The 18,943-nt window shown below is 61.6% G+C and carries 16 protein-coding genes; 9 read left to right on the top strand and 7 right to left on the bottom strand.

Annotated elements, in window-relative coordinates; all coding sequences use genetic code 11:
• Positions 1 to 191 precede the first annotated feature (191 nt).
• The 3 genes from RBJ75_RS10775 to RBJ75_RS10765 are packed head-to-tail and all read left to right on the top strand — an operon-like array spanning position 192 to position 5,821.
• Positions 192 to 632: an NlpC/P60 family protein gene (locus RBJ75_RS10775; protein WP_044406972.1), complete on the top strand. Its 441-nt coding sequence runs from the start codon at positions 192 to 194 to the stop codon at positions 630 to 632.
• Complete coding sequence (locus RBJ75_RS10770) at positions 632 to 4,483, top strand: glycoside hydrolase/phage tail family protein (protein ID WP_044406970.1); 3,852 nt, start codon at positions 632 to 634, stop codon at positions 4,481 to 4,483. The genes RBJ75_RS10775 and RBJ75_RS10770 overlap by 1 nt, the downstream gene beginning before the upstream one ends.
• Before the next feature lie 6 nt (positions 4,484 to 4,489).
• Positions 4,490 to 5,821, top strand: a complete 1,332-nt coding sequence (locus RBJ75_RS10765) for a DUF2793 domain-containing protein (protein WP_080900903.1) — start codon at positions 4,490 to 4,492, stop codon at positions 5,819 to 5,821.
• A gap of 250 nt (positions 5,822 to 6,071) precedes the next feature.
• On the opposite strand, the gene RBJ75_RS10760 is transcribed toward RBJ75_RS10765, so the two are convergent.
• From RBJ75_RS10760 to RBJ75_RS10735, 6 genes are all read right to left on the bottom strand, one after another.
• Entirely contained in the window at positions 6,072 to 6,770 is a 699-nt protein-coding gene (locus RBJ75_RS10760; RefSeq protein ID WP_152647623.1) for a class I SAM-dependent methyltransferase, read from the bottom strand.
• Between the two features lie 229 nt (positions 6,771 to 6,999).
• Entirely contained in the window at positions 7,000 to 7,758 is a 759-nt protein-coding gene (locus RBJ75_RS10755) for an FkbM family methyltransferase (RefSeq protein WP_044406968.1), read from the bottom strand.
• Between the two features lie 93 nt (positions 7,759 to 7,851).
• Entirely contained in the window at positions 7,852 to 9,372 is a 1,521-nt protein-coding gene (locus RBJ75_RS10750; RefSeq protein ID WP_044406967.1) for a hypothetical protein, read from the bottom strand.
• A gap of 252 nt (positions 9,373 to 9,624) precedes the next feature.
• Positions 9,625 to 10,299 carry a class I SAM-dependent methyltransferase gene (locus RBJ75_RS10745; protein WP_044406965.1) on the bottom strand — a complete coding sequence of 225 codons (675 nt, stop codon included), beginning with the start codon at positions 10,297 to 10,299 and terminating at the stop codon, positions 9,625 to 9,627.
• Positions 10,300 to 10,463: 164 nt separating this feature from the next.
• Positions 10,464 to 12,053 (bottom strand): hypothetical protein, encoded by a 1,590-nt coding sequence (locus RBJ75_RS10740; RefSeq protein WP_044406962.1) that lies wholly within the window; start codon positions 12,051 to 12,053, stop codon positions 10,464 to 10,466.
• Between the two features lie 223 nt (positions 12,054 to 12,276).
• Entirely contained in the window at positions 12,277 to 13,242 is a 966-nt protein-coding gene (locus RBJ75_RS10735; RefSeq protein WP_044406960.1) for a glycosyltransferase family 2 protein, read from the bottom strand.
• 279 nt (positions 13,243 to 13,521) lie between these two features.
• Between RBJ75_RS10735 and RBJ75_RS10730 the strand changes: the two genes are divergently transcribed.
• The 5 genes from RBJ75_RS10730 to RBJ75_RS10710 all read left to right on the top strand — a co-directional run bounded on the left by RBJ75_RS10730 (position 13,522) and on the right by RBJ75_RS10710 (position 17,388).
• Positions 13,522 to 14,274: a glycoside hydrolase family 19 protein gene (locus RBJ75_RS10730; protein WP_044406957.1), complete on the top strand. Its 753-nt coding sequence runs from the start codon at positions 13,522 to 13,524 to the stop codon at positions 14,272 to 14,274.
• Positions 14,275 to 14,276: 2 nt separating this feature from the next.
• Entirely contained in the window at positions 14,277 to 14,849 is a 573-nt protein-coding gene (locus RBJ75_RS10725) for a 3TM-type holin (protein ID WP_044406954.1), read from the top strand.
• A gap of 93 nt (positions 14,850 to 14,942) precedes the next feature.
• Positions 14,943 to 15,635 (top strand): response regulator transcription factor, encoded by a 693-nt coding sequence (locus RBJ75_RS10720; protein ID WP_044406978.1) that lies wholly within the window; start codon positions 14,943 to 14,945, stop codon positions 15,633 to 15,635.
• A 33-nt stretch (positions 15,636 to 15,668) separates the two neighbouring features.
• A complete protein-coding gene (locus RBJ75_RS10715; RefSeq protein WP_044406952.1) occupies positions 15,669 to 17,075 on the top strand; it encodes a sensor histidine kinase in 1,407 nt (468 codons plus the stop codon).
• Positions 17,076 to 17,172: 97 nt separating this feature from the next.
• Positions 17,173 to 17,388, top strand: coding sequence for a hypothetical protein (locus RBJ75_RS10710; RefSeq protein WP_201776299.1), 216 nt, complete (start codon positions 17,173 to 17,175; stop codon positions 17,386 to 17,388).
• A gap of 538 nt (positions 17,389 to 17,926) precedes the next feature.
• On the opposite strand, the gene RBJ75_RS10705 is transcribed toward RBJ75_RS10710, so the two are convergent.
• Entirely contained in the window at positions 17,927 to 18,067 is a 141-nt protein-coding gene (locus RBJ75_RS10705) for a hypothetical protein (RefSeq protein WP_160297917.1), read from the bottom strand.
• Between the two features lie 189 nt (positions 18,068 to 18,256).
• Here RBJ75_RS10705 and RBJ75_RS10700 point away from each other — a divergent pair, with 189 nt between their 5' ends.
• Positions 18,257 to 18,940: a Panacea domain-containing protein gene (locus RBJ75_RS10700; RefSeq protein ID WP_152647622.1), complete on the top strand. Its 684-nt coding sequence runs from the start codon at positions 18,257 to 18,259 to the stop codon at positions 18,938 to 18,940.
• The last annotated feature ends 3 nt before the right edge of the window (positions 18,941 to 18,943 follow it).

Below are 18,943 nucleotides of genomic sequence, written 5' to 3'. Positions count from 1 at the left end.
CGCTGCGACAGTCTCTCAGTCGACGGCTTTTTCACCCTCCCCTGGAGGGGGAGGGTCGCTCGCGCAGCGAGCGGGGTGGGGTGGAGAAGAGTTTTCCGCTGTGCTCGCGGCTCACCCCACCCCGTCTCGCATCGCGCTTCGCGCGTTGCTCGCCGACCCTCCCCCTCCAGGGGAGGGTGAAGGAGAATCCCATGACCACACCGCTCACCCGTGCCGTGCTCGTCGCCGAGGCGCGGAGCTGGATCGGCACGCGCTATCGGCATCAGGCCTCGCTCAAAGGCGTCGGCTGCGATTGTCTCGGGCTGGTGCGCGGGGTCTGGCGCAATTGCATCGGCGACGAGCCGGAGAGGCCGCCGGCCTATGCGCCGGACTGGGCCGAGGCGCGCGGGCAGGAGACGCTGGCGCAGGCGGCGATGCGGCATCTGGTGCCGATCCGACCCGACGCGTTCGGCGCCGGCGACGTGCTGCTGTTTCGCTGGCGCGACGGCTGCGTCGCCAAGCATGTGGCGATCGCCAGTGGCGCCGCCAGCATGATCCACGCGCATGACGGCGCCGCGGTCTGCGAGGTTGAATTGGCGCCGTGGTGGCGGCGGCGGCTGGCCTATGCGTTTTCGTTTCCCGGAGTGAGCTGATGGCAGCCCTGGTCTTGTCCGTCGCCGGCGGCGCGGTCGGCGCGCTGTTCGGCCCGGTCGGCGCGCTGGCCGGCCGGCTCGCCGGCGCGCTGATCGGCAATGCGCTGGATCAGCAATTATTCGGCGGCTCGGGCAATCGCAGCGTCGAGGGGCCGCGGCTGGCCGATCTCGACGTGATGGCCTCGACCGAGGGCGCGCCGATCCCGCGGGTCTATGGCCGGGCGCGGTTGAGCGGCCAGGTGATCTGGGCGACCGAGCTCGAGGAAGTGATCTCGACCGAGACCACGTCGTCGGGCGGCAAGGGCGGCGGCAGCGGCCCGACCACCACCACCACGACCTACAGCTACTTCGCCAATTTCGCCGTGGCGCTGTGCGAGGGGGCGATCGGGCGGGTGGCGCGGATCTGGGCCGACGGCAAGCCGCTGGATCTGTCCGGCGTCAATCATCGGGTCCATCGCGGCACAGAGGATCAGGGCGCCGATGAGCTGATCGTCGCCAAGGAAGGCGCCGCCAACGCGCCGGCCTATCGCGGCACGGCCTATGTGGTGTTCGAGCGGCTGCCGCTGGCCGATTACGGCAACCGGATTCCGCAATTGTCGTTCGAGATCATCCGGCCGGTCGGGCAGCTCGAACAGATGGTGCGGGCGGTGACGCTGATCCCCGGCACCACCGAATTCGGCTATGAGCCGGCGACACGGGTGCGATGGCTCGATCCGGGACATTCGGCGCCGGAGAACCGCCACGTCGCCAATGCGGCCTCGGATCTCATCGAATCGCTCGACGATCTGCAGGGCATCTGCCCGGGGCTGCAGCGCGTCGCCGTCGTGGTGGCGTGGTTCGGCTCCGATCTGCGGGCGCAACATTGCACGGTGCGGCCCGGCGTCGAGAACCGCGACAAGCTGGTGAGCCGCACGGTCTGGGCGGTCGATGGCACCAGCCGCGCCGACGCCTGGCTGGTGTCGCAGGTCGGCGGTCGGCCGGCCTTTGGCGGCACCCCGTCGGACGACAGCGTCGTGCATCTGATCGGCGAATTGAAGGCGCGCGGCCTCAAGGTGACGTTCTATCCCTTCGTGATGATGGACGTGCCCGCCGGCAATGCGCTGCCCAATCCCTGGACCGGCGCGCCTTCGCAGCCACCTTACCCATGGCGCGGCCGCATCACCTGCGATCCGGCGCCGGGGCAGGGCGGCTCGCCGCAGGGCACCGCGACGGCGGCCGCGCAGGTGGCCAATTTCTTCAACGGCGGGGCGTGGAATTATCGCCGCATGATCCTGCATTATGCCCGGCTATGCGCCTCCGCCGGCGGCGTCGATGCGTTTTTGATCGGCTCGGAATTGAAGGCGCTGACGCGGGTGCGCTCCGGGCCCGGCACCTATCCGGCGGTTGACGCGCTGGTGGCGCTTGCCGCCGAGGTGAAAGCCATCGTCGGCGGCACGCTGGTCACTTACGGCGCGGACTGGACCGAATATGGCGCCGACGCGGTGACGCCCGACGGCTCCGAGCTGCGGTTTCCGCTCGATCCCTTATGGGCCTCGAGCGCGATCGGCGCGGTCGGGATCGATTACTACGCGCCTTTGGCGGATTGGCGCGACGATGCCGGCCATCTCGACCAGGCCTTGGCGGCTTCGACCTATGACCGCGCTTATCTGGCCGGCAATGTCGCCGCCGGCGAGGGCTATGATTGGTACTACGCCGATGATTCGGCGCGCGCCGCGCAACATCGCTCCGCCATCACCGACGGGCTCGGCAAGCCGTGGGTCTGGCGGGTCAAGGACATCTGGAATTGGTGGTCGCAGCCGCATCACGAGCGCGTCGGCGGCGCCGAATTGCCGCCGACCGCCTGGAGCCCGATGAGCAAGCCGATCTGGCTGACAGAAGTGGGGTGTCCGGCGGTCGACAAGGGCGCCAACCAGCCCAGCGTGTTTCCCGATCCGAAATCCAGCGAGAATTTCGCGCCGTATTTTTCCAGCGGCGAGCGCGATGATCTGATGCAGCGGCGCTATCTCGAAGCCCTGATCGCGGCGTTCGATCCGGCGTTCGGCGCCGCCGAGGCGCGCAATCCGGTATCGCCGGTCTATGGCGGGCGGATGATCGAGGTCTCGGCGATCCATCTATGGACCTGGGACGCGCGGCCCTATCCGGTGTTTCCCGCCGCCGATGAGGTCTGGAGCGACGCGCCGAATTGGCAGACCGGCCATTGGCTCACCGGCCGGCTCGGCGGCGCGCCGCTCGACGCCTTGGTTGGAAGGCTGCTGCAAGATGCCGGCGTCGGCGGCGTCGACACCAGCGCATTGCGCGACGGCTGCGACGGCTATGTGGTCGACCGCGCGATGTCGCCGCGGGCGATGATCGAGCCGCTGGCGCTGGCCTATGCCTTCAACGCCACGGCGGCGGATGGCACGCTGCGCTTCATCCAGCGCGGCGGCACGTTGGTGATGGAGATCGCCGAGGAGGAGCTGGTGGCGCCCGACGAGGGTGCCCCGTCGCGGCTGACGCGCGCCCAGGAAACCGAATTGCCGCACGAGATCGCCTTCGGCTTCACCGATGCGCTGATGGACTACCGCCGCTCGGCTGCGACCTCGCGCCGGCTGGTCGGCGGCGCCAATCGCACCTTGCGTTCCGACCTCACGGTGGTGACCCATGACGGCGCGGCGGCGCGGCGCGCTGACATTCTGTTGCAGGATCTGTGGGCCGGCCGCGAGCGCGCCAGCTTCGCGCTCGGGCTCGACCGGCTGGCGCTGGCGCCCGGCGATGTCGTGGCGCTCACGCTCAATCAGCGGCGGCGGCTGTTCGAGATCGAGGGCCTGGTCGACACCACGGCGCGCCAGGTCACCGCGCGCAGCATCGATCTGGACGTGTTCGCGACGCCGCAGCGCGCGCCACAGCGGGCGGTGGCGCGGATTCCGCCGGCGCTTGGCCCGGTGCAGGCGCTATGGCTCGATCTGCCGGTGATCGATGCGGCGGCGCCGTCGGTGCTGACCCGGCTGGCGATCTTCGCCAATCCGTGGCCGGGTTCGGTGACGGTGTGGAATTCCGCTGATGGCGCGAGCTATCAGCCGGTGGCGATTGCGGCGGCGCGCGCCACTATCGGTGAGACCCTCGATGCCTTGCCGCGTGGGCCGACCGCGCTGTGGGATCGCGGCAACGCATTTCGGGTGCGGCTGTTCGGCGGAGCGCTGGCGTCGCTGCCGGATGCCAACGTGCTGGCCGGCGGCAACGCGGCGGCGCTGCGCAATGCCGAAGGTGCGTGGGAGATCGTGCAATTCGCTCATGCCGAACTGGTCGATGGTCACACCTATCGGCTGTCGCGGCTGCTGCGCGGCCAGGCCGGCAGCGAGGCGGCGATCGGCGATCCGTTGCCGGCCGGAGCGACGTTCGTGCTGCTCGACCGCAATCTGGTGACGCTGGCGCAGGGGCTGGATGCGCTGGGCCGGACCATGCAGCTGCGGATCGCAGCCTCGAACCGCAGCCATGACGATGCCTCGGCGGTCGCCATCACGGTGACGCCGGGGGCGACCGCGCTGATGCCGCTGGCGCCGGTGCATCTGGCGGCGATCCGCAAAGCCGACGGCGTTCATATTTCATGGATCCGCCGCTCTCGGATCGACGGCGACGGCTGGGGCGTCGAGGTGCCGCTCGGCGAGGAAATCGAAGCCTATCGGCTCGAGATCCTGTCCGGCGGCGGCGGCGTGTCGCGCGCCATCGCCTGCGCGGCGCCGCAGGCGCTCTATGCGGCCGCCGACGAGATCGCCGATTTCGGCGCGCCGCAGCCCAGCCTGCGCCTGCGGGTTTCGCAAATCTCCGCCACGGTCGGCGCCGGATTCCCCGCCGACATCACTGTCACCCTGTGAGACGCCATGACCGACACAGCCAATCTCGGCCTGCCTTTGATCGAAGCCAGCCAGGCGCAGAAGCACGTCACCCATAACGAGGCGCTGCGGATTCTCGACGCCGCGATCCAGATCGCTGTCGCCGACCGCGATCGCACCGCGCCGCCCCCGGCCCCTGCGCAAGGCGACCGCCATGTCGTGGCCAGCGCCGCGACCGGGGCCTGGGCCGGGCAGGCGCAGGCGATCGCGACCTGGCAGGACGGCGCCTGGTCGTTTCTGGCCCCGCGCGCCGGCTGGTGCATCTGGTCGGTGGCCGACGACGTATTGCTGGTGTTCGACGGGGCGAGCTGGCGCGATCTGCGCGACCTGCGGGTATCGCTCGCCAACGCGCCGTTTCTCGGCGTCAACACCACCGCCGACGCCGCCAATCTGCTGAGCGTCAAATCCAACGCCGCGCTGTTCGCCGCGATCGGGGCCGGCGCTGACGGCAGCGGTGACATTCGCGTGCAGCTGTCCAAGGAGAGCATGGCGAACACCGCGTCGGTGGTGTTCTCGGACGCCTATTCGGGGCGCGCCGAATTCGGCCTGGTCGGCTCCGACGCGTTCAAGCTCAAGGTCTCGGCCGACGGCGCGGGCTGGGCGGAGGCGCTGGTGATCGATCAGGCCAGCGGCAACCTCGCGTTGCCGCGCGGCCTGTCGCTGACCGGCGTGGTCGCGCCGCCGCCGCTGAGCGCGGACCAGAACGACTACGCGCCGGCCGGGCTCGGCGCGGCGTCGCTGCTACAGATCTCGTCCGCCGCGGCGCGCGACATCACCGGGCTGGCCGGCGGCGCCGAGGGGCGCATAATCACCGTGATCAATGTCGGCGGTCAAACGCTGACGCTGCGCGACGACAGCGCGGCGTCGCTGGCGGCGAACCGCTTCGCGCTCGGCGGCAATTTGGCGCTGCCCGCCAGGCAGGCCGCGGTGCTGCGCTATGATGGCACCGCGCAGCGCTGGTTCGCGATCGCGGCCGGCCCGCGACCGGTTCACGGCAGCTGGACCCCGACCCTCGGCGCATTGGCGGGCTCGCTCGGCGCGGCGTCGGCGACCGGCAACTATACCATCACCGGCAACAAGGTCGATTGGACCGTCACGATCAACGTCGCCAATGTCGGTAGCGCCGCCATCGCGCTCACCTTCTCGTTGCCCGCCACCCCGAACGGCTCCTACACCGGCTGCGGCCGCGAAGCCGCGGTGACGGGGCACGGGGCGAGCGTGGCGATCAATCCCGGCGGAGGTTTGGTGCAGCGGTATGACGGGGGATTTCTGGGAGGGAACGGGTATGTGATTTTGGCTGCGGGGACGTTTTACACTTAGGCTGGGGTCAAGTTGACGTCCGTTCCTTGAATTATCTCAGGACTTTCAAACTCGCAATCAGTTCGGATTGTCGACAACTCGAGCCATTCGCCGAGCGCCTGAATTTGTGCCGATTGGAGAAATGTGACAGTCGGCAAGAGTGCGAGCGGGCGTGGCATCATTGATCAGCAAACGCCCGGCTCGGGCGGGAGTACGTTCACTTCGCACACAACGTCACGTCTCCGTTTGGCACCGTGATGGAAAGTACAAGTCAAATTGAAAACAAAAATACACTTCGGTACGGATTTTCTTTTACATAGACGCTGCCTTCGCCAATATCGGTGCATTTGAAGTCATAGCAATTGGCAAGATTCAGAATCGCCGGAACATTCGGAAACAGGTAATTCGAAATCCCTACTTTCCCTGTTGATGATTTTCCGGCAATTGCGGAGGTAGGATAGATGTCGCTCGCATACTCAAAAATAGGAAGATCCGAGGTCGATTTTGCCATCTGAGTTTCGATGTAGATACTTCCACCTGGATTAAGCAATTTACGAAGATCTCTGATACAATCAAAAACGTTCTCCAGGTGATATAGTACTCCAAGAAATAATATCACATCGAACTTTTGTCCAAACTCGTAACTCCGAAAATCGGCAGTGATGATTTCTGCCTCAACATTCCAAAGGTCACAGGAAAATTCAATATTCTGAGGGAAGGTCGGCCAATCCGCCGAATTAATCGCCGTGACGCTTGCTGCCCCACTCAGCGACGCCGCAACTGTGAAATATCCATCGTTCGCGCCAATATCCAAAACGGCCTTTCCAGCCAATGAACCTCGCTCTATCTTGAGCGCATTCCATAATTTTGACTGGAGTTCTTTATCCTGGTTCATCCCTTCGATACGGCTGCCATCCGGCGTTGGGAGGCTATGCCACCATTGGCTCACGCCGTTCGGAGGCTTGATCAAAGGTCGCGGACTTTAAAAAGCTCATCGCGATGACGGTCCTTAGGGGCACACGAATGAGGAATCGCTATCAGAAAGAAGAAATTAAAAGGCTCGTCATTCCTTAGGACAGGTAATTAAATGCTGCTTACCTTAGGATAGGTAGCGAAGTGCTTCTGCAACGCTGATTCAGTAGCGAATGGTTTGAAGTAGTTCCAATTCTAATCTTACGAATTAATTTTTGGCAATAATACTATAGCCCAAACTTCTGGGGATCGTTAGTGATCAGGAGGTCGTCGACGCAACCGTGAAGCACCATGTTCTCCTTGGCAAAGTCGAACGCGCCGTTCTGGTTCAGTTTTCTGATGCCGCCACTTGTCGCGATGCCAACAAAGGCAAAGTCTCGCAAGATGGATTCAGCGAATTCCAGCGAGTTTGTCTTGCCATAAGCTGTCAGGCACCATGAATTGAATTCCATATAGATGAGTGGTGAATGGCGAAGTATCGTGTTTGCTGCGCCTTTTAATACCAAGGGCTCATGGCCCTCAACGTCGACTTTGATGAAATCGACGTGCGGCAGGTCGAGCGAAGAAACAATATTATCTACCGTAGTAAGTTGAACGTCGTGCCCTTCGGTTTCTGAAACGTGCCCGTAGGCTGATGCGTCAATGAACTTGGCGCTACCCTCCCGATCGGACAGGGCTATGTTGTGAGGTACAACATTCGACGCCTTGTTGCGTTCGATGTTGCGCTTGAGGACCGAATAGACGCTCTGAGCCGGCTCAAACGCGTGCACAATGCCCTTCGTTTGTAAGCGGCTTGCGATCAGTGATGTGACTCCGATGTTTGCACCGATGTCAAGGGAAATGAAATTATCTTTGAATACTTTGCTGCAAAGGCGGTAATAGTCCCCGCCAAAGTCGTCAGCCAGTTCAGAAAAATAAGGGTCGTTATCGGTTACTCCCTCTAGGTTCAGGTTGATTGCATCAATTTGAATCTGCTTAGTGGACATCTTAATTCCCTATTAGCTGATCTCATGGAGTTTCATTTGAGTTCCCTCTTTAGCCGCTGATGCAGCGTTTGCCATCCAGAGTTAAGAGCCACTCTAGCCGGATCGCGTTGCCAGGCGACACAACTTTAGTGTTTCGGCAAATGTCTCGACGTCGCGGCAATCAGAGCTAATACTTAGGTCGAATTTCCGTAAATACCCCAAGACATAGTCGGTGGGGGCGCGACGAAGCACGATCCAGACGCCATCCTTGAATTTGGCATGGATAAGTTTGCTGACGCGGCCGGAAAACGGACCCGTCGCCGAAAGATCGAGATCTACGCCAGGTGCGCCGGGCTGAATGACAGTGAAGCGGCTGGAGGCACCAAACAGGCCGACGGCGTAGCCCATCGGCTTTTCCGACAAGATGACGAATGCGTCGTCGACGATGGGCGGCTCGGCGAGGACCTGATCTATGCCCCCAGGGGGGATGCGGCGACCGTACTCCGGGAAGTGAACAGTCATTGCATGGACGCCCGCGACCAGCAGCAAAGCAGGCGTCATCAGCCGCCAAGGCAGTTCCGCGGCAACGCGGACGATCAGGACCGCTAGCAGGAGGTCGCCAAAAACAAAATAGCGCTGAACCGATGAGAACGTGCGCCATAGCAGGAAGGCAATCAGGAAATAGATCGCCAGGAACAGCGTCGCCTGATCGATTTTTTCAAGACTGCCTCTCATCCAACTGCGAGTGCACCACGTGCCGGCGACGACGAGCATGATGCAGGCGATCAGGTATCGCGAGTCGGTCTGTGGCGCCTCGGATGTGTGCGCCGTTCCAATAGCCATCGTCCATGGATATGCGATGAAATCAGCAAATGTCTTCGGTAACATCTGCGTATCCATGAAGGAGCTGAAGTAATAGAATGGCGACCTGAAAAGATTGTTTGCGAACGGAAACAGGGGATTGCCGGTCTGGGAATAGACCTCAATCATCCAAGGTGCTGACAACGCCAAAGTGAAAAAGACGGAACAGAGTCCGAACAGCAGGAATTCTCGGATAGCGCCGCCCCGATTTTCTGTTGTGGAGATCAGGACCATGTAGAAGGCCAGGCCGTGGGCGAGCGCAAAGAAGCAGGCGGTGGCCTTGAAGGACACCGCCAATGACAGAACGAAAGCGACAAGAATTCCGCGCCGAAAATTCTGCCGGAAGCCTCCGTGCAGCGCTATCCATGCCGCCAAGGCGAGTAGGACAGCGATCGTATTGTCCTCGAAGCTGGTTCCCAGAATGCCGGCGGGCATTGCGGCCGTGACAGTGAGGTAAATGGCAACGACTACCGTCAGAAATCTCTCGACCGGCGTTCCCCTGATAGGCAAGAAAGTTAGCAGGCTGACGGAGATTGCGAAGCCGACCGCGTGGATCATAGCAATGACCCAGCCGCCCGCCGTTAAGCCAAAAGCGGTATAGGGAGCCACCGCGAAGCCATTGACGAAAGGGCTCAGGAAAGATTGCAGTCCGCCGGGGGATATATTTTCAAAATATCCCCCTCGCCACAGAAGCGTCCACGAGGACAGGTGATAGTTTTGCAGATCCCAATTATAGTCAACGCCCAGCCGACTGCGGAAATAATAGACCAGCATGGTGGACAAAAATCCTGCGCAGAAGAGAATGCGAGGACTAATTTCCGGAGAAATAGTCCGGTCAATGGAGTAGGCGGTTCTTGAAACCATGCGTGCGGCCCCTAGGCGGATTTCAGAAAATGTTGAGTTAGTGATCCTGTCAATCCCGCGGGGGATTGCGCCGCTTTCTGATGGTTCGCGGCTATGCGAGAAACTTCATCTTGAGCGGATGAGCACGCAGGCATTGTTTGAGGTGATGAGCGCTTCAGCCTCTCAGGTGATCGCCAGAAAGAGATTCGACGACAGAGGGCCAATCCTCAAGCCGGTGTATCCGATCGACTTTTTGCCATCGACGGATTTGGAGATGTCCTGAAGCCGTGACTTGCTCATGAGGATCAGGTTGGCGGGATCGGTCCAGGCAGTTTTCCCCAATGCCGCACAGGCCAGGCGGAACCCCGAATTTGTATAGTGGACAATCGGAATGGAGGTGTGGTGTTCGATGGGGAAAAAACGGTTTGGAACAGTAATGAAAACGCGCCTTGCCACGCGGCGAAGCTCTCTCACAAAGTTTTTCTGATTGTCACTGCTGCCGACGTGCTCGAGAACGGCATTCGACGTGGCGATATCGAAAGATAGATCGTCAAAGGGGAGGCGGATATTCGGCTCGATTTGCCTATACCTCACCGCCGGGAACGCCTCGCTGAAATCGACGCCTTCTCCCAGTCCGCAGGCGGTTATCATGTTCTGCCATGGATATTTACGTTCGAGAACGTTTGCCGCCTCGGAGACGACGTCCGACACGCCAACATCGATGAGTGTGGTGTCGGCACTGGGGTTCATAAAGGTCATGAAATCAGCGAAGATCTTGTCGCGAGCTGCAACAAGGGTGGCTTCGATGAGCCCACCTGGCCGAACAACTTGATAATATTGCCGATCCACAGTGGGCATTTCTAATTGTCCTGGGACTTTAGGTGCCAGGGGGCATTTCTAGCTTCACAACCTATTGGAGTAAAGCTAGACGTCAGGAGCGGGGAGAAATAGCGTAGCGCTGGTACTTCGGACGATCGGTTCCAAATTCCGTGATGCGCGGTAGTTCGGTGCCGGGCTATGCCTCAAGGGGGCCCAGGTCGCTGCAGCCACCTCGGGAAACCGAGGCCGAAGCTGTAGTGCCCAACGCTTATTTGAGAGCTGTCGGTCAGTTGCAGCCTCTCCAGGTTCAGGACCAGGTGGTTTCCGTGTTTGGGGCGGATGAAGAGAATGCGGGCTGTCGATTGCGGCCCGCCGTCGAGCGGCTGCAGGAACGGGGTCGCGGGCATTGTCTTCATTTCGCGACTATATAGCAGCGCTCTGCCGTCGATCGCCGCGCGGTCTCCGAAAAAGTAATTCTGGAGCCAATCGCCTCGAACGTGGGAAATGTCGACATAGTCGATATTCCCCATCTGCGATATGTCGACGCTGATGTCGCCGCCGCTGCGATTGAATGCAACCGGGGTGTTGGCCGTTTCAAGGTGGAGACAGGCGGTGACTGCGACCCCGGCGAAAATTGCCAGGGTGGCGATTATCCGCAGGGCGGAGGCCCTGCGCATCGCGGCGAGGAACGGAAGCACCAGCATTCCGCCGAGCACCAGCGGCCATTTCAAGTAGTGGTAGTTTCCGAAGTGAAACAGTCCAGATGGAAAAAGGTCGTCATAGGACAGGTAGATCGCAGACATCAGGACGACGAGAATTGCCGTTGCCCGAACCCACCGGCTGCCGAACACAAGCAGGCTGGCGATGATCGCCATCGAAATCACGAACCATGGAAACGCATTGAGGACGGTCTGGCCGCCGTCGAAGTAAAGCGGTGCGCTATCCAGGAAGAGCGAAACGAACTTTTCCGGAATGTCCATAAGTCTGAGGCGGTCGTTGGATTCCACCATGTAGGGCGAGATCGGCGATCGGAAAATGATCAAATTATTCAGGAGCAGCAGGAAGGGACCGATCAAGCCACCTGCGGCCAGGACGCTGGCGTGACGTATCGCTTCCCGCCAGGATCGGCGGAAGGGCCAGCACCAGAACGGAAGCAGCGCGGCGCCAAGGATGACGCCGTCAAGCGGCCTGGCCAGGAATGCCAATCCGATCAGCAGGGCGAAGAAGAACGAGTGCCGGTAGCTCGGCTGTCGTTGCTCGGATTGCTGCAGCATATAGATGCAGCCGAATGCCAACGGGCTGACGATGGTGGACGTCCACGGTATGACGTAGGCCGACGCGATCCGAGGTTCGACCACCAGAAGGAGTGTGGCGAGAACCGCCGCGGCGATCGGATGTGCGACTTTCGCAAAAATCCGGACCAGCAGATAGGCTGAGGCAGCCACGCAAGCGATGTTCACAAACAGGAATGGATCGGTGGGGTAGAGTCGGAGGAACGGCAGCGCCAGCAGGGAATAAAGCGGCGGATATCGGTGCTCCGCGGGATTGAACCCGAGCTTGGCGAAATCGATGGTGCTTTTGAGGTACGCCCCCTGATCGGCCCACCCTGTCCAGCCGGGAATGCCAGCATGGGGCGTCGCCGCGTTGAAGGCATATTGTATTAAAAATATCAGCGCACAGATCAGGCCGGTCGCAATGGCGATCTGGCGAGACGCTGACGTGCGAAGGTGTGATGCCTGCGCGCCGCCCGTTTCTGGATTCGCAGATGAGTCTACAGATGCGTGGAATGACATGGATGATCTCGGCTGAAGCTGAAGAGCGGGGACGATGGAGACGGGCCAAGTCGAAGTCCTGGAAAAGCCGCGATGGTTAATCGCTTTATGCTCTTTGGCCCGGGCTCCTCAGTTGAAGATGTTCCGTATATCGCGCCGGGTTGGCGGATGCGTCCGACGTGCCACCAATGATTGCGTTCAATCATTTGGCGTCATGGGCCCAGCGTCCTGTGCCCGCGCGTCACTAAGCGGCTTTCTGTTCGGATTTGGAATTGGGTGGAGTCGCAAAGGCAGGGATTGCCAAATAGGCGAGCCGTTTGGCTTCGACGCGTGACCGGGTCATCATGTCGAGCAACAGCCCCATGAACAGGCTAAGCACACCGATAATCACGACGCCGACGCTTAAAATCGCCGTGGGGAGCCGGGGCACAAGGCCGATCTCGGCATAATCGATCACCACCGGGATTCCCAAAAGGAAGCCGATGGTCATGAGCAAGATCCCGGTCATGCCGAAGAACATCAGCGGGCGCTCGTCCTTCACCAACTGGGCGATGAACATGAGGATTCGAAATCCATCCCGGTAGGTGTTTAGTTTGCTTTCCGATCCTGCGGGACGCTCTCGGTACTGCGTCGGCAGCTCCGCGCATGGCATGCGCAGTCGCAGCGAGTGGATTGCCAATTCGGTTTCTGTCTCGAAGCCGCGCGAAATTGCCGGGAAAGTTTTGACGAAGCGGCGAGACAGAACTTTATAGCCCGACAGCATATCGTCGAATTGACGGCCGAAAAAAGCCTGGACCAACCGGCTCAAGGCCCAATTGCCGAAGCGGTGGCCTTTTCGATAGGCGTCTTCCGCCTCGGACTGGCGCAGACCATTCACGAAGTCGAGCCGATGTTCGACCATATAGTCGACCAGCTTGGGCGCTGCGCTCGCATCGTATGTGTTGTCGCCATCGATCATCACATAAATATCTGCTTCGATGTCGGAAAACATTCTGGAAACAACGAAACCTTTTCCCTGCCTGGTTTCGGATCGGACGATCGCGCCGGCAGCTCTGGCAGCGGCCGCGGTCTCATCTGTCGAGTTGTTATCGTAAACATAGATGGTTGCAGTGGGGAGTGTTCTCGAGAATGCCGAGACGACATCCGCAACGGTGGCCGCTTCGTTGAAGCAGGGCACGAGCACCGCAATTCTCGGGTGGTGATTGCTCATTGTTTCCTGCGTCGCTCCACTATTTCTACCATTCGTAGGTAGGCAATCCTCGCGTGTAAAGCGCAATTCCGCCACAGTTTGAAAAATTAGCGGGCGCGCGGGTGAGCTCTCACCTCCAGTGCGTGTCTGCCTCAGGGCTGACCGCAGGGATGGTCAAGCTGGAGCTGGGCGCAGTTTCAGGCCTGTGCCGTCCCCGGGCGAGGAAGTCCGACAGCTGAAGTAGTTCCGCTCCGAGCGTCATCCGCAATAGTTCAGCTCATCAACATCGGAGAATCCGGCATGACGTCTTTCGATGGTGCTTTGACGCGCCTGTGGCCCAATGGGAACCAGAAGATTTCCGGACTGCGCGCTGGAATCATCGCCGCGGCGCCGGAGGTGTTCGCGCACCATGGTATCACCACCCCTCTGCTGACCGCCCATGTGATGGCGCAGATTTCCCACGAATGCGGGGCCGGGCGCGATGTGGTCGAGAACCTCAACTACACCGCGGCCCGGATGATGCAGGTGTGGCCGTCGCGGTTTCCGACCCTGGCCAGCGCGCAGCCCTATGCGCATAATCCGAAGGCCCTGGCCAACAAGGTCTATAACGGCCGGATGGGCAATCGTGCCGGCTCCGACGACGGCTGGAATTTCCGCGGTCGCGGCGCGGTGCAGACCACCGGGCGCGAAGGCTATCAGCGCCTCGCCAAGGCCACCGGGCTCGACCTGGTCGACGATCCGGACCTCGTCAACGACCCGCGCCACTTCCTGCTGTGCGGCGTCGCCGATTTCATCAATTGCGGCTGCCTGCCTTTCGCCCTGGCCGACGACATCGTCGGCGTCACGCGCCGGCTGAATGGCGGCACGATCGGGCTCAAGCAGCGCCGCGTCTGGCTGGCGAAATGGCGGGCCGCGCTCGACGAGGTGCCGGACGTGACGTCGCCGCCGCTGGCGCCGGAGCTTCCGACGCCGGCACCGGGAGCATCGGCGTCGCCACCGTCGCGTCTGCAGACAATCATCGCCGCGCTGGTCGCGGCCTTCAAGAGGAGCTGACCATGGAATGGGGCGATCTGGCCAAACAAGTGATTCAACTCGGCGCGCCGCTGCTCGGCACCGCGCTCGGCGGGCCGCTCGGCGGCGCCGCGGGACAGATCCTGTCCGAGGTGGTCGGCGCCGCGGCGCCGACGCCGGCGGCGGTGCAGGCCAGCCTGCCGGCCGCCGAGCCGGATAAATTGGCCGAAGCCGAAGCGCGCTGGGCCGAGGCGATCCGAACCGAGGCCGAGACCCAGCGCACCGCGATCAGCGAGACCCAGACCACGATCCGCGCCGAGATCGCAAGCAACGATCCGGTGCAGCGCTGGTGGCGACCGGCCTATGCCTGGGAGTTGACGCTGGAATGCGCGGCGCTGTGGGGCGTCATGGTGCATGAATTCTGGACCGGCGACGTCGCCACCATCAACGCGCTGGTCGGCGCCACCGCGCTCTTGGTGAGCTATTGGGGCTTCCGATTCGGCGTGCTAGGCGTCTATATCAGCGGCCGCACCCGCGAAAAGGTCTGCGCCGCCACCGGTCAGGACAGCCCCGGCGTGATCGAGAAGCTGGTGAAGGCGGTCGTGAAGAAAAAGTAATCCATCGCGGCAGCGTCGTTCATCGGGCATTCACGCCCCGGCGGCTCAGCTTGCGATGAACCCGCGCCGATGCGCGAGCCTGCGGAGTTGATCTTGCGCCTTCTTGTCGTCGAGGATGATCCCGATCTCAATCGCCAGCTGACCACCGCGCTGACCGACGCCGGCTATGTGGTCGACCGCGCCTTCGACGGCGAGGAGGGGCACTTCCTCGGCGACACCGAACCCTATGACGCGGTGGTGCTCGATATCGGCCTGCCGAAGATGGACGGGATTTCGGTGCTGGAGGCGTGGCGACGCAATCAACGCGCGATGCCGGTGTTGATCCTGACCGCGCGCGACCGCTGGAGCGACAAGGTGCAGGGCTTCGACGCCGGCGCCGACGATTACGTCGCCAAGCCATTCCATCTCGAGGAAGTGCTGGCGCGGATCCGGGCGCTGCTGCGCCGCACCGCCGGTCATGCCCAATCCGAACTGACCTGCGGTCCGGTGGTGCTCGACACCCGCACCGGCCGGGTCAGCGTCGAGGGCAACCCGATCAAGATGACCTCGCACGAATATCGGCTGCTGGCCTATCTGATGCATCACGCCGGCCGGGTGGTGTCGCGCACCGAACTGGTCGAGCATCTCTACGACCAGGACTTCGATCGCGACAGCAACACCATCGAGGTGTTCGTCGGCCGCATCCGCCGCAAGCTCGGCGTCGACATCATCCAGACCGTGCGCGGGCTCGGCTATCTGCTGACCCCGCCGGTCGATGCGCAACAGGGCCGCGGCCATGAACCATAGGCCCGCCGCGGCTTGGGTTCACAAGCCGGCCTGATGGACGCGCCATCCGCCCAGGACGCCGCCAACCGCCGCGCCAGCTCGCTGGCGACGCGGCTGTTCCTGTCGGCGACCGCCTGGGTGGTGATCATCCTGGCGATTACCGGGATCGTGCTGTCGTCGGTATATCGCCAGGCCTCCGAGCGCGCCTTCGACCGCCGGCTCAATCTCTATCTGCGCACCATCGTGGCCGACGTCGCCACCCCTGATGCTCCATCCGACCAGTTCCAGTCGCTCGGCGAACCCTTGTTCGATCTGCCGCTGTCGGGCTGGTACTGGCAGATCGTCCGCACCGACACCGACAAGGTCGATCCGCGCGCGTCGCGGTCGCTGTGGGACCGCAAGCTGCCGAAACTCGCGGATCAGGGCGTCGGACTCAGCGCCGCCGGGGTGCGGCAGGGCTATGTCGACGGCCCCGAAGGCCAGACCCTGCGGATGGTCGAGCGGCCGGTCGATCTCGGCGCCGACGGCAAGTTCCGCATCACCGTGGCGGGCGACGCCACCGAGATTTTCGAGGAAACCCGCACCTTCGATTATTATCTCGCCGGCACCTTCATCGCGCTGTCGATCGGCCTGGTGCTGACCACGATCTTCCAGGTCCGCTTTGGCCTGGCGCCGCTGAAGCGGATTTCGGACTCGATCGCCGACATCCGCTCCGGCCGCGCCGAACGGCTGGTCGGCGAGTTCCCGGTGGAGATCGCGCCGCTGGCGCGCGAGACCAACGCGCTGATCGACGCCAATCACAAGATCGTCGAGCGCGCCCGCACCCATGTCGGCAATCTGGCGCATGCCATCAAGACGCCGCTGTCGGTGCTGGTCAACGAGGCCACCGCGCGCCCCGGCGATCCGTTCGCCGCCAAGGTGCTGGAGCAGACCGGGGTGATGCGCGACCAGGTCGCGCATCATCTGGAGCGGGCGCGGATCGCCGCGCGGGTCAGCATCATCGGCACCGTCACCGAGGTCGAGCCGGTGGTCGCCGCGTTGTGCCGCACGATGGAGAAGATCCATCGCGCCCGCGGCATCGCCATCGACATGCAGGTCGCCGCCGGGGTCAAGTTTCGCGGCGAACGCCAGGATCTCGAGGAGATGGTCGGCAATCTGGTCGACAATGCCTGCAAATGGGCCGATTCCCGGGTCGCCGTCGCGGTCGCGGTCAAGCGTGGTCCTGCCGCTGATCCGGCGCCGCTGCTGACGATCCAGGTCGACGATGACGGCCGCGGCCTATCGGCCGCCGAGCGCGCCGTGGTGGCGCGACGCGGCCAGCGGCTCGACGAAACCAAGCCGGGCTCCGGCCTCGGCCTGTCGATCGTCGTCGACCTCGCCGCACTCTATGGCGGTGAACTGACGCTGGCCGACGCCCCGATCGGCGGGCTGCGGGCGGAGCTGGTGCTGCCGGCGGTGTGAGGATCTGGTTCCGTCCGCACCGAAATCGAACTAGATTCATGCCATGAGCGGAGTCTGGGCGGCTCTCTCCGGCGGTTGAACCTTGAGGGCGTTGTTGTTGACGTTGCAATCGATGGCAAGTCGCGAAAAACTCATCGCATCAATTCTACAGAACTCGAAAAACGCTCGCTACGCTGACGCATGCAAGGTCGCTGAATGGCTTGGCTTCACCGCCAAGGGCCAAAAAGGCGACCACAATGCATTTGCGCGAGCGGGCGAACGTGAGTTGCTGAATTTCCAGAACCGCGACGGTTTGATAAAACCCCGGCCTTAGGTAGCAAATGCACCAAGGGGATTCTGGCCGATTTGCGCTGATTTTGCCACTCTGTCCGCATGACAGAGAACGGAAACCGCTACGCTATCCACGCCTTAAAGGATCGCCGCGCCACATTGGCCGGGGAGGTCGAGAAATTCAAGCAAGGCATCCCTGACCGGGAAAAGCAGCTATCCCACCTAGACGCGGCCCTATGGATTCTAGACCCGGATTACAGGGCCGATACAGTGCCTCCCAAGCGGCTGCGGAACGTCAAGCTGTTCGGCGGCGGGGAGTTGAACCGGCTCATTCTGGACGATCTGAGGCGGGCTGAGGGGCGGCCTATGTCGAATCAAGAGATTGCCCGCGCCATTGTCGAGGCGAAGGGGGGCGGCGGGGATTGCCTTCCGGCTTTAGCGCGGTGCGCGCGGGCGAACCTAACCCACCTGCTCAATAGGCGCGGAGCCGTTTGCAAGGCTGGTGACCGCGCCTCCGCTAAATGGGCGTTCGCCCCGAGCGCCAACACCTGACTCTCGGGAAACTGTCAGATCGCCCAAGATCACGCTGCAGATATCTCTGCGGCTTCAACAACAGCCATGGAAAGCAGATAGATCAGGTGCTTGTGCTGGAGCCCGCGCGCATGTTGCATCGCCAATTCAATATGCAAGAACAGCTTATCCATAGACGCGGTGGTTGCCATTGCCACCTCTCCTATAAGATTGCGGCCAGAAACATGCAATTGCCGGACTGTAACCAAGTCCGGCAATCGGTCCGCAGCGCTATGGCGACTATCGATCACCACCAGAGCTTGGCCATCCAATCGCAAATGGGATGACAAGAATTTTAAATACGTTCTCCTTTCGTGCTTATCGCTCTTGACAAAACAAAAATGCTCATTGTAAAACTAGCAAGTACCTTTTTGTTTTCTCGATTCGTCACTTTGCCTTTGGTGGGTCGTGCGTTTGTGCCACGGTTCGACGGCAACGTGAGTGAGATGGCAAAGTATCGACCAAAAACACCGGAATGGTTTGACACGCGAAAGGCTGCCCAAGCGGTGGCTTTTTTTGCGCTGAAACTCGGCACAAAAATTAACATACTCAAGGCGACTAAGCTTGTTTACCTGGCGGACCGCCTGAGTATCGAGCGGCGTGACCATGCGATCACGAACGACAGTTATGTTTCAATGCCGTTTGGGCCGGTAAATACGAATACCTATGATTACATGAACGGAAAAGGCTCCATTCGTCAGAACGAGTGGTCATCCTTCATATCAAATCGGGCGGGTTACGATCTTCCTTTAGCTAAAGGGGTAACGCTGGGATCTTTGGACGAGCTTAGCCGTTCTGACCTGAAAATTCTCGAAGATACATGGGAGCAGTTCAAGGATATCGATAAATATGAGTTGGCGGAATGGACCCACAGATTTTGCCCGGAGTGGCAAAATCCAGGTGAGTCCTCTATTCCAATTGAGTTCTCTACAATTTTTCGGAAGCTGAAAAAGTCAGACCCTGGAGAAATGGCAGAGGAAATAGCCGCAGAGAGAAAACTTAGATTGGATCTGCTGGCAGGGTAGTAT

The organism is Rhodopseudomonas sp. BAL398, from assembly GCF_033001325.1.
GTDB lineage: Bacteria > Pseudomonadota > Alphaproteobacteria > Rhizobiales > Xanthobacteraceae > JARJEH01.
This window is presented reverse-complemented; position numbering and strand designations above follow the sequence as displayed.

Bases quoted from the DNA above. Each gene is read 5' to 3' on its own strand.
- RBJ75_RS10750 (WP_044406967.1), bottom strand. From the start codon at position 9,372: ATGCTGGTCTATTATTTCCGCAGTCGGCTGGGCGTTGACTATAATTGG.
- RBJ75_RS10730 (WP_044406957.1), top strand. From the start codon at position 13,522: ATGACGTCTTTCGATGGTGCTTTGACGCGCCTGTGGCCCAATGGGAAC.
- RBJ75_RS10745 (WP_044406965.1), bottom strand. From the start codon at position 10,299: ATGCCCACTGTGGATCGGCAATATTATCAAGTTGTTCGGCCAGGTGGG.
- RBJ75_RS10725 (WP_044406954.1), top strand. From the start codon at position 14,277: ATGGAATGGGGCGATCTGGCCAAACAAGTGATTCAACTCGGCGCGCCG.
- RBJ75_RS10770 (WP_044406970.1), top strand. From the start codon at position 632: ATGGCAGCCCTGGTCTTGTCCGTCGCCGGCGGCGCGGTCGGCGCGCTG.
- RBJ75_RS10735 (WP_044406960.1), bottom strand. From the start codon at position 13,242: ATGAGCAATCACCACCCGAGAATTGCGGTGCTCGTGCCCTGCTTCAAC.
- RBJ75_RS10775 (WP_044406972.1), top strand. From the start codon at position 192: ATGACCACACCGCTCACCCGTGCCGTGCTCGTCGCCGAGGCGCGGAGC.
- RBJ75_RS10715 (WP_044406952.1), top strand. From the start codon at position 15,669: ATGGACGCGCCATCCGCCCAGGACGCCGCCAACCGCCGCGCCAGCTCG.
- RBJ75_RS10705 (WP_160297917.1), bottom strand. From the start codon at position 18,067: ATGGCAACCACCGCGTCTATGGATAAGCTGTTCTTGCATATTGAATTG.
- RBJ75_RS10755 (WP_044406968.1), bottom strand. From the start codon at position 7,758: ATGTCCACTAAGCAGATTCAAATTGATGCAATCAACCTGAACCTAGAG.
- RBJ75_RS10765 (WP_080900903.1), top strand. From the start codon at position 4,490: ATGACCGACACAGCCAATCTCGGCCTGCCTTTGATCGAAGCCAGCCAG.
- RBJ75_RS10740 (WP_044406962.1), bottom strand. From the start codon at position 12,053: ATGTCATTCCACGCATCTGTAGACTCATCTGCGAATCCAGAAACGGGC.
- RBJ75_RS10700 (WP_152647622.1), top strand. From the start codon at position 18,257: ATGCTCATTGTAAAACTAGCAAGTACCTTTTTGTTTTCTCGATTCGTC.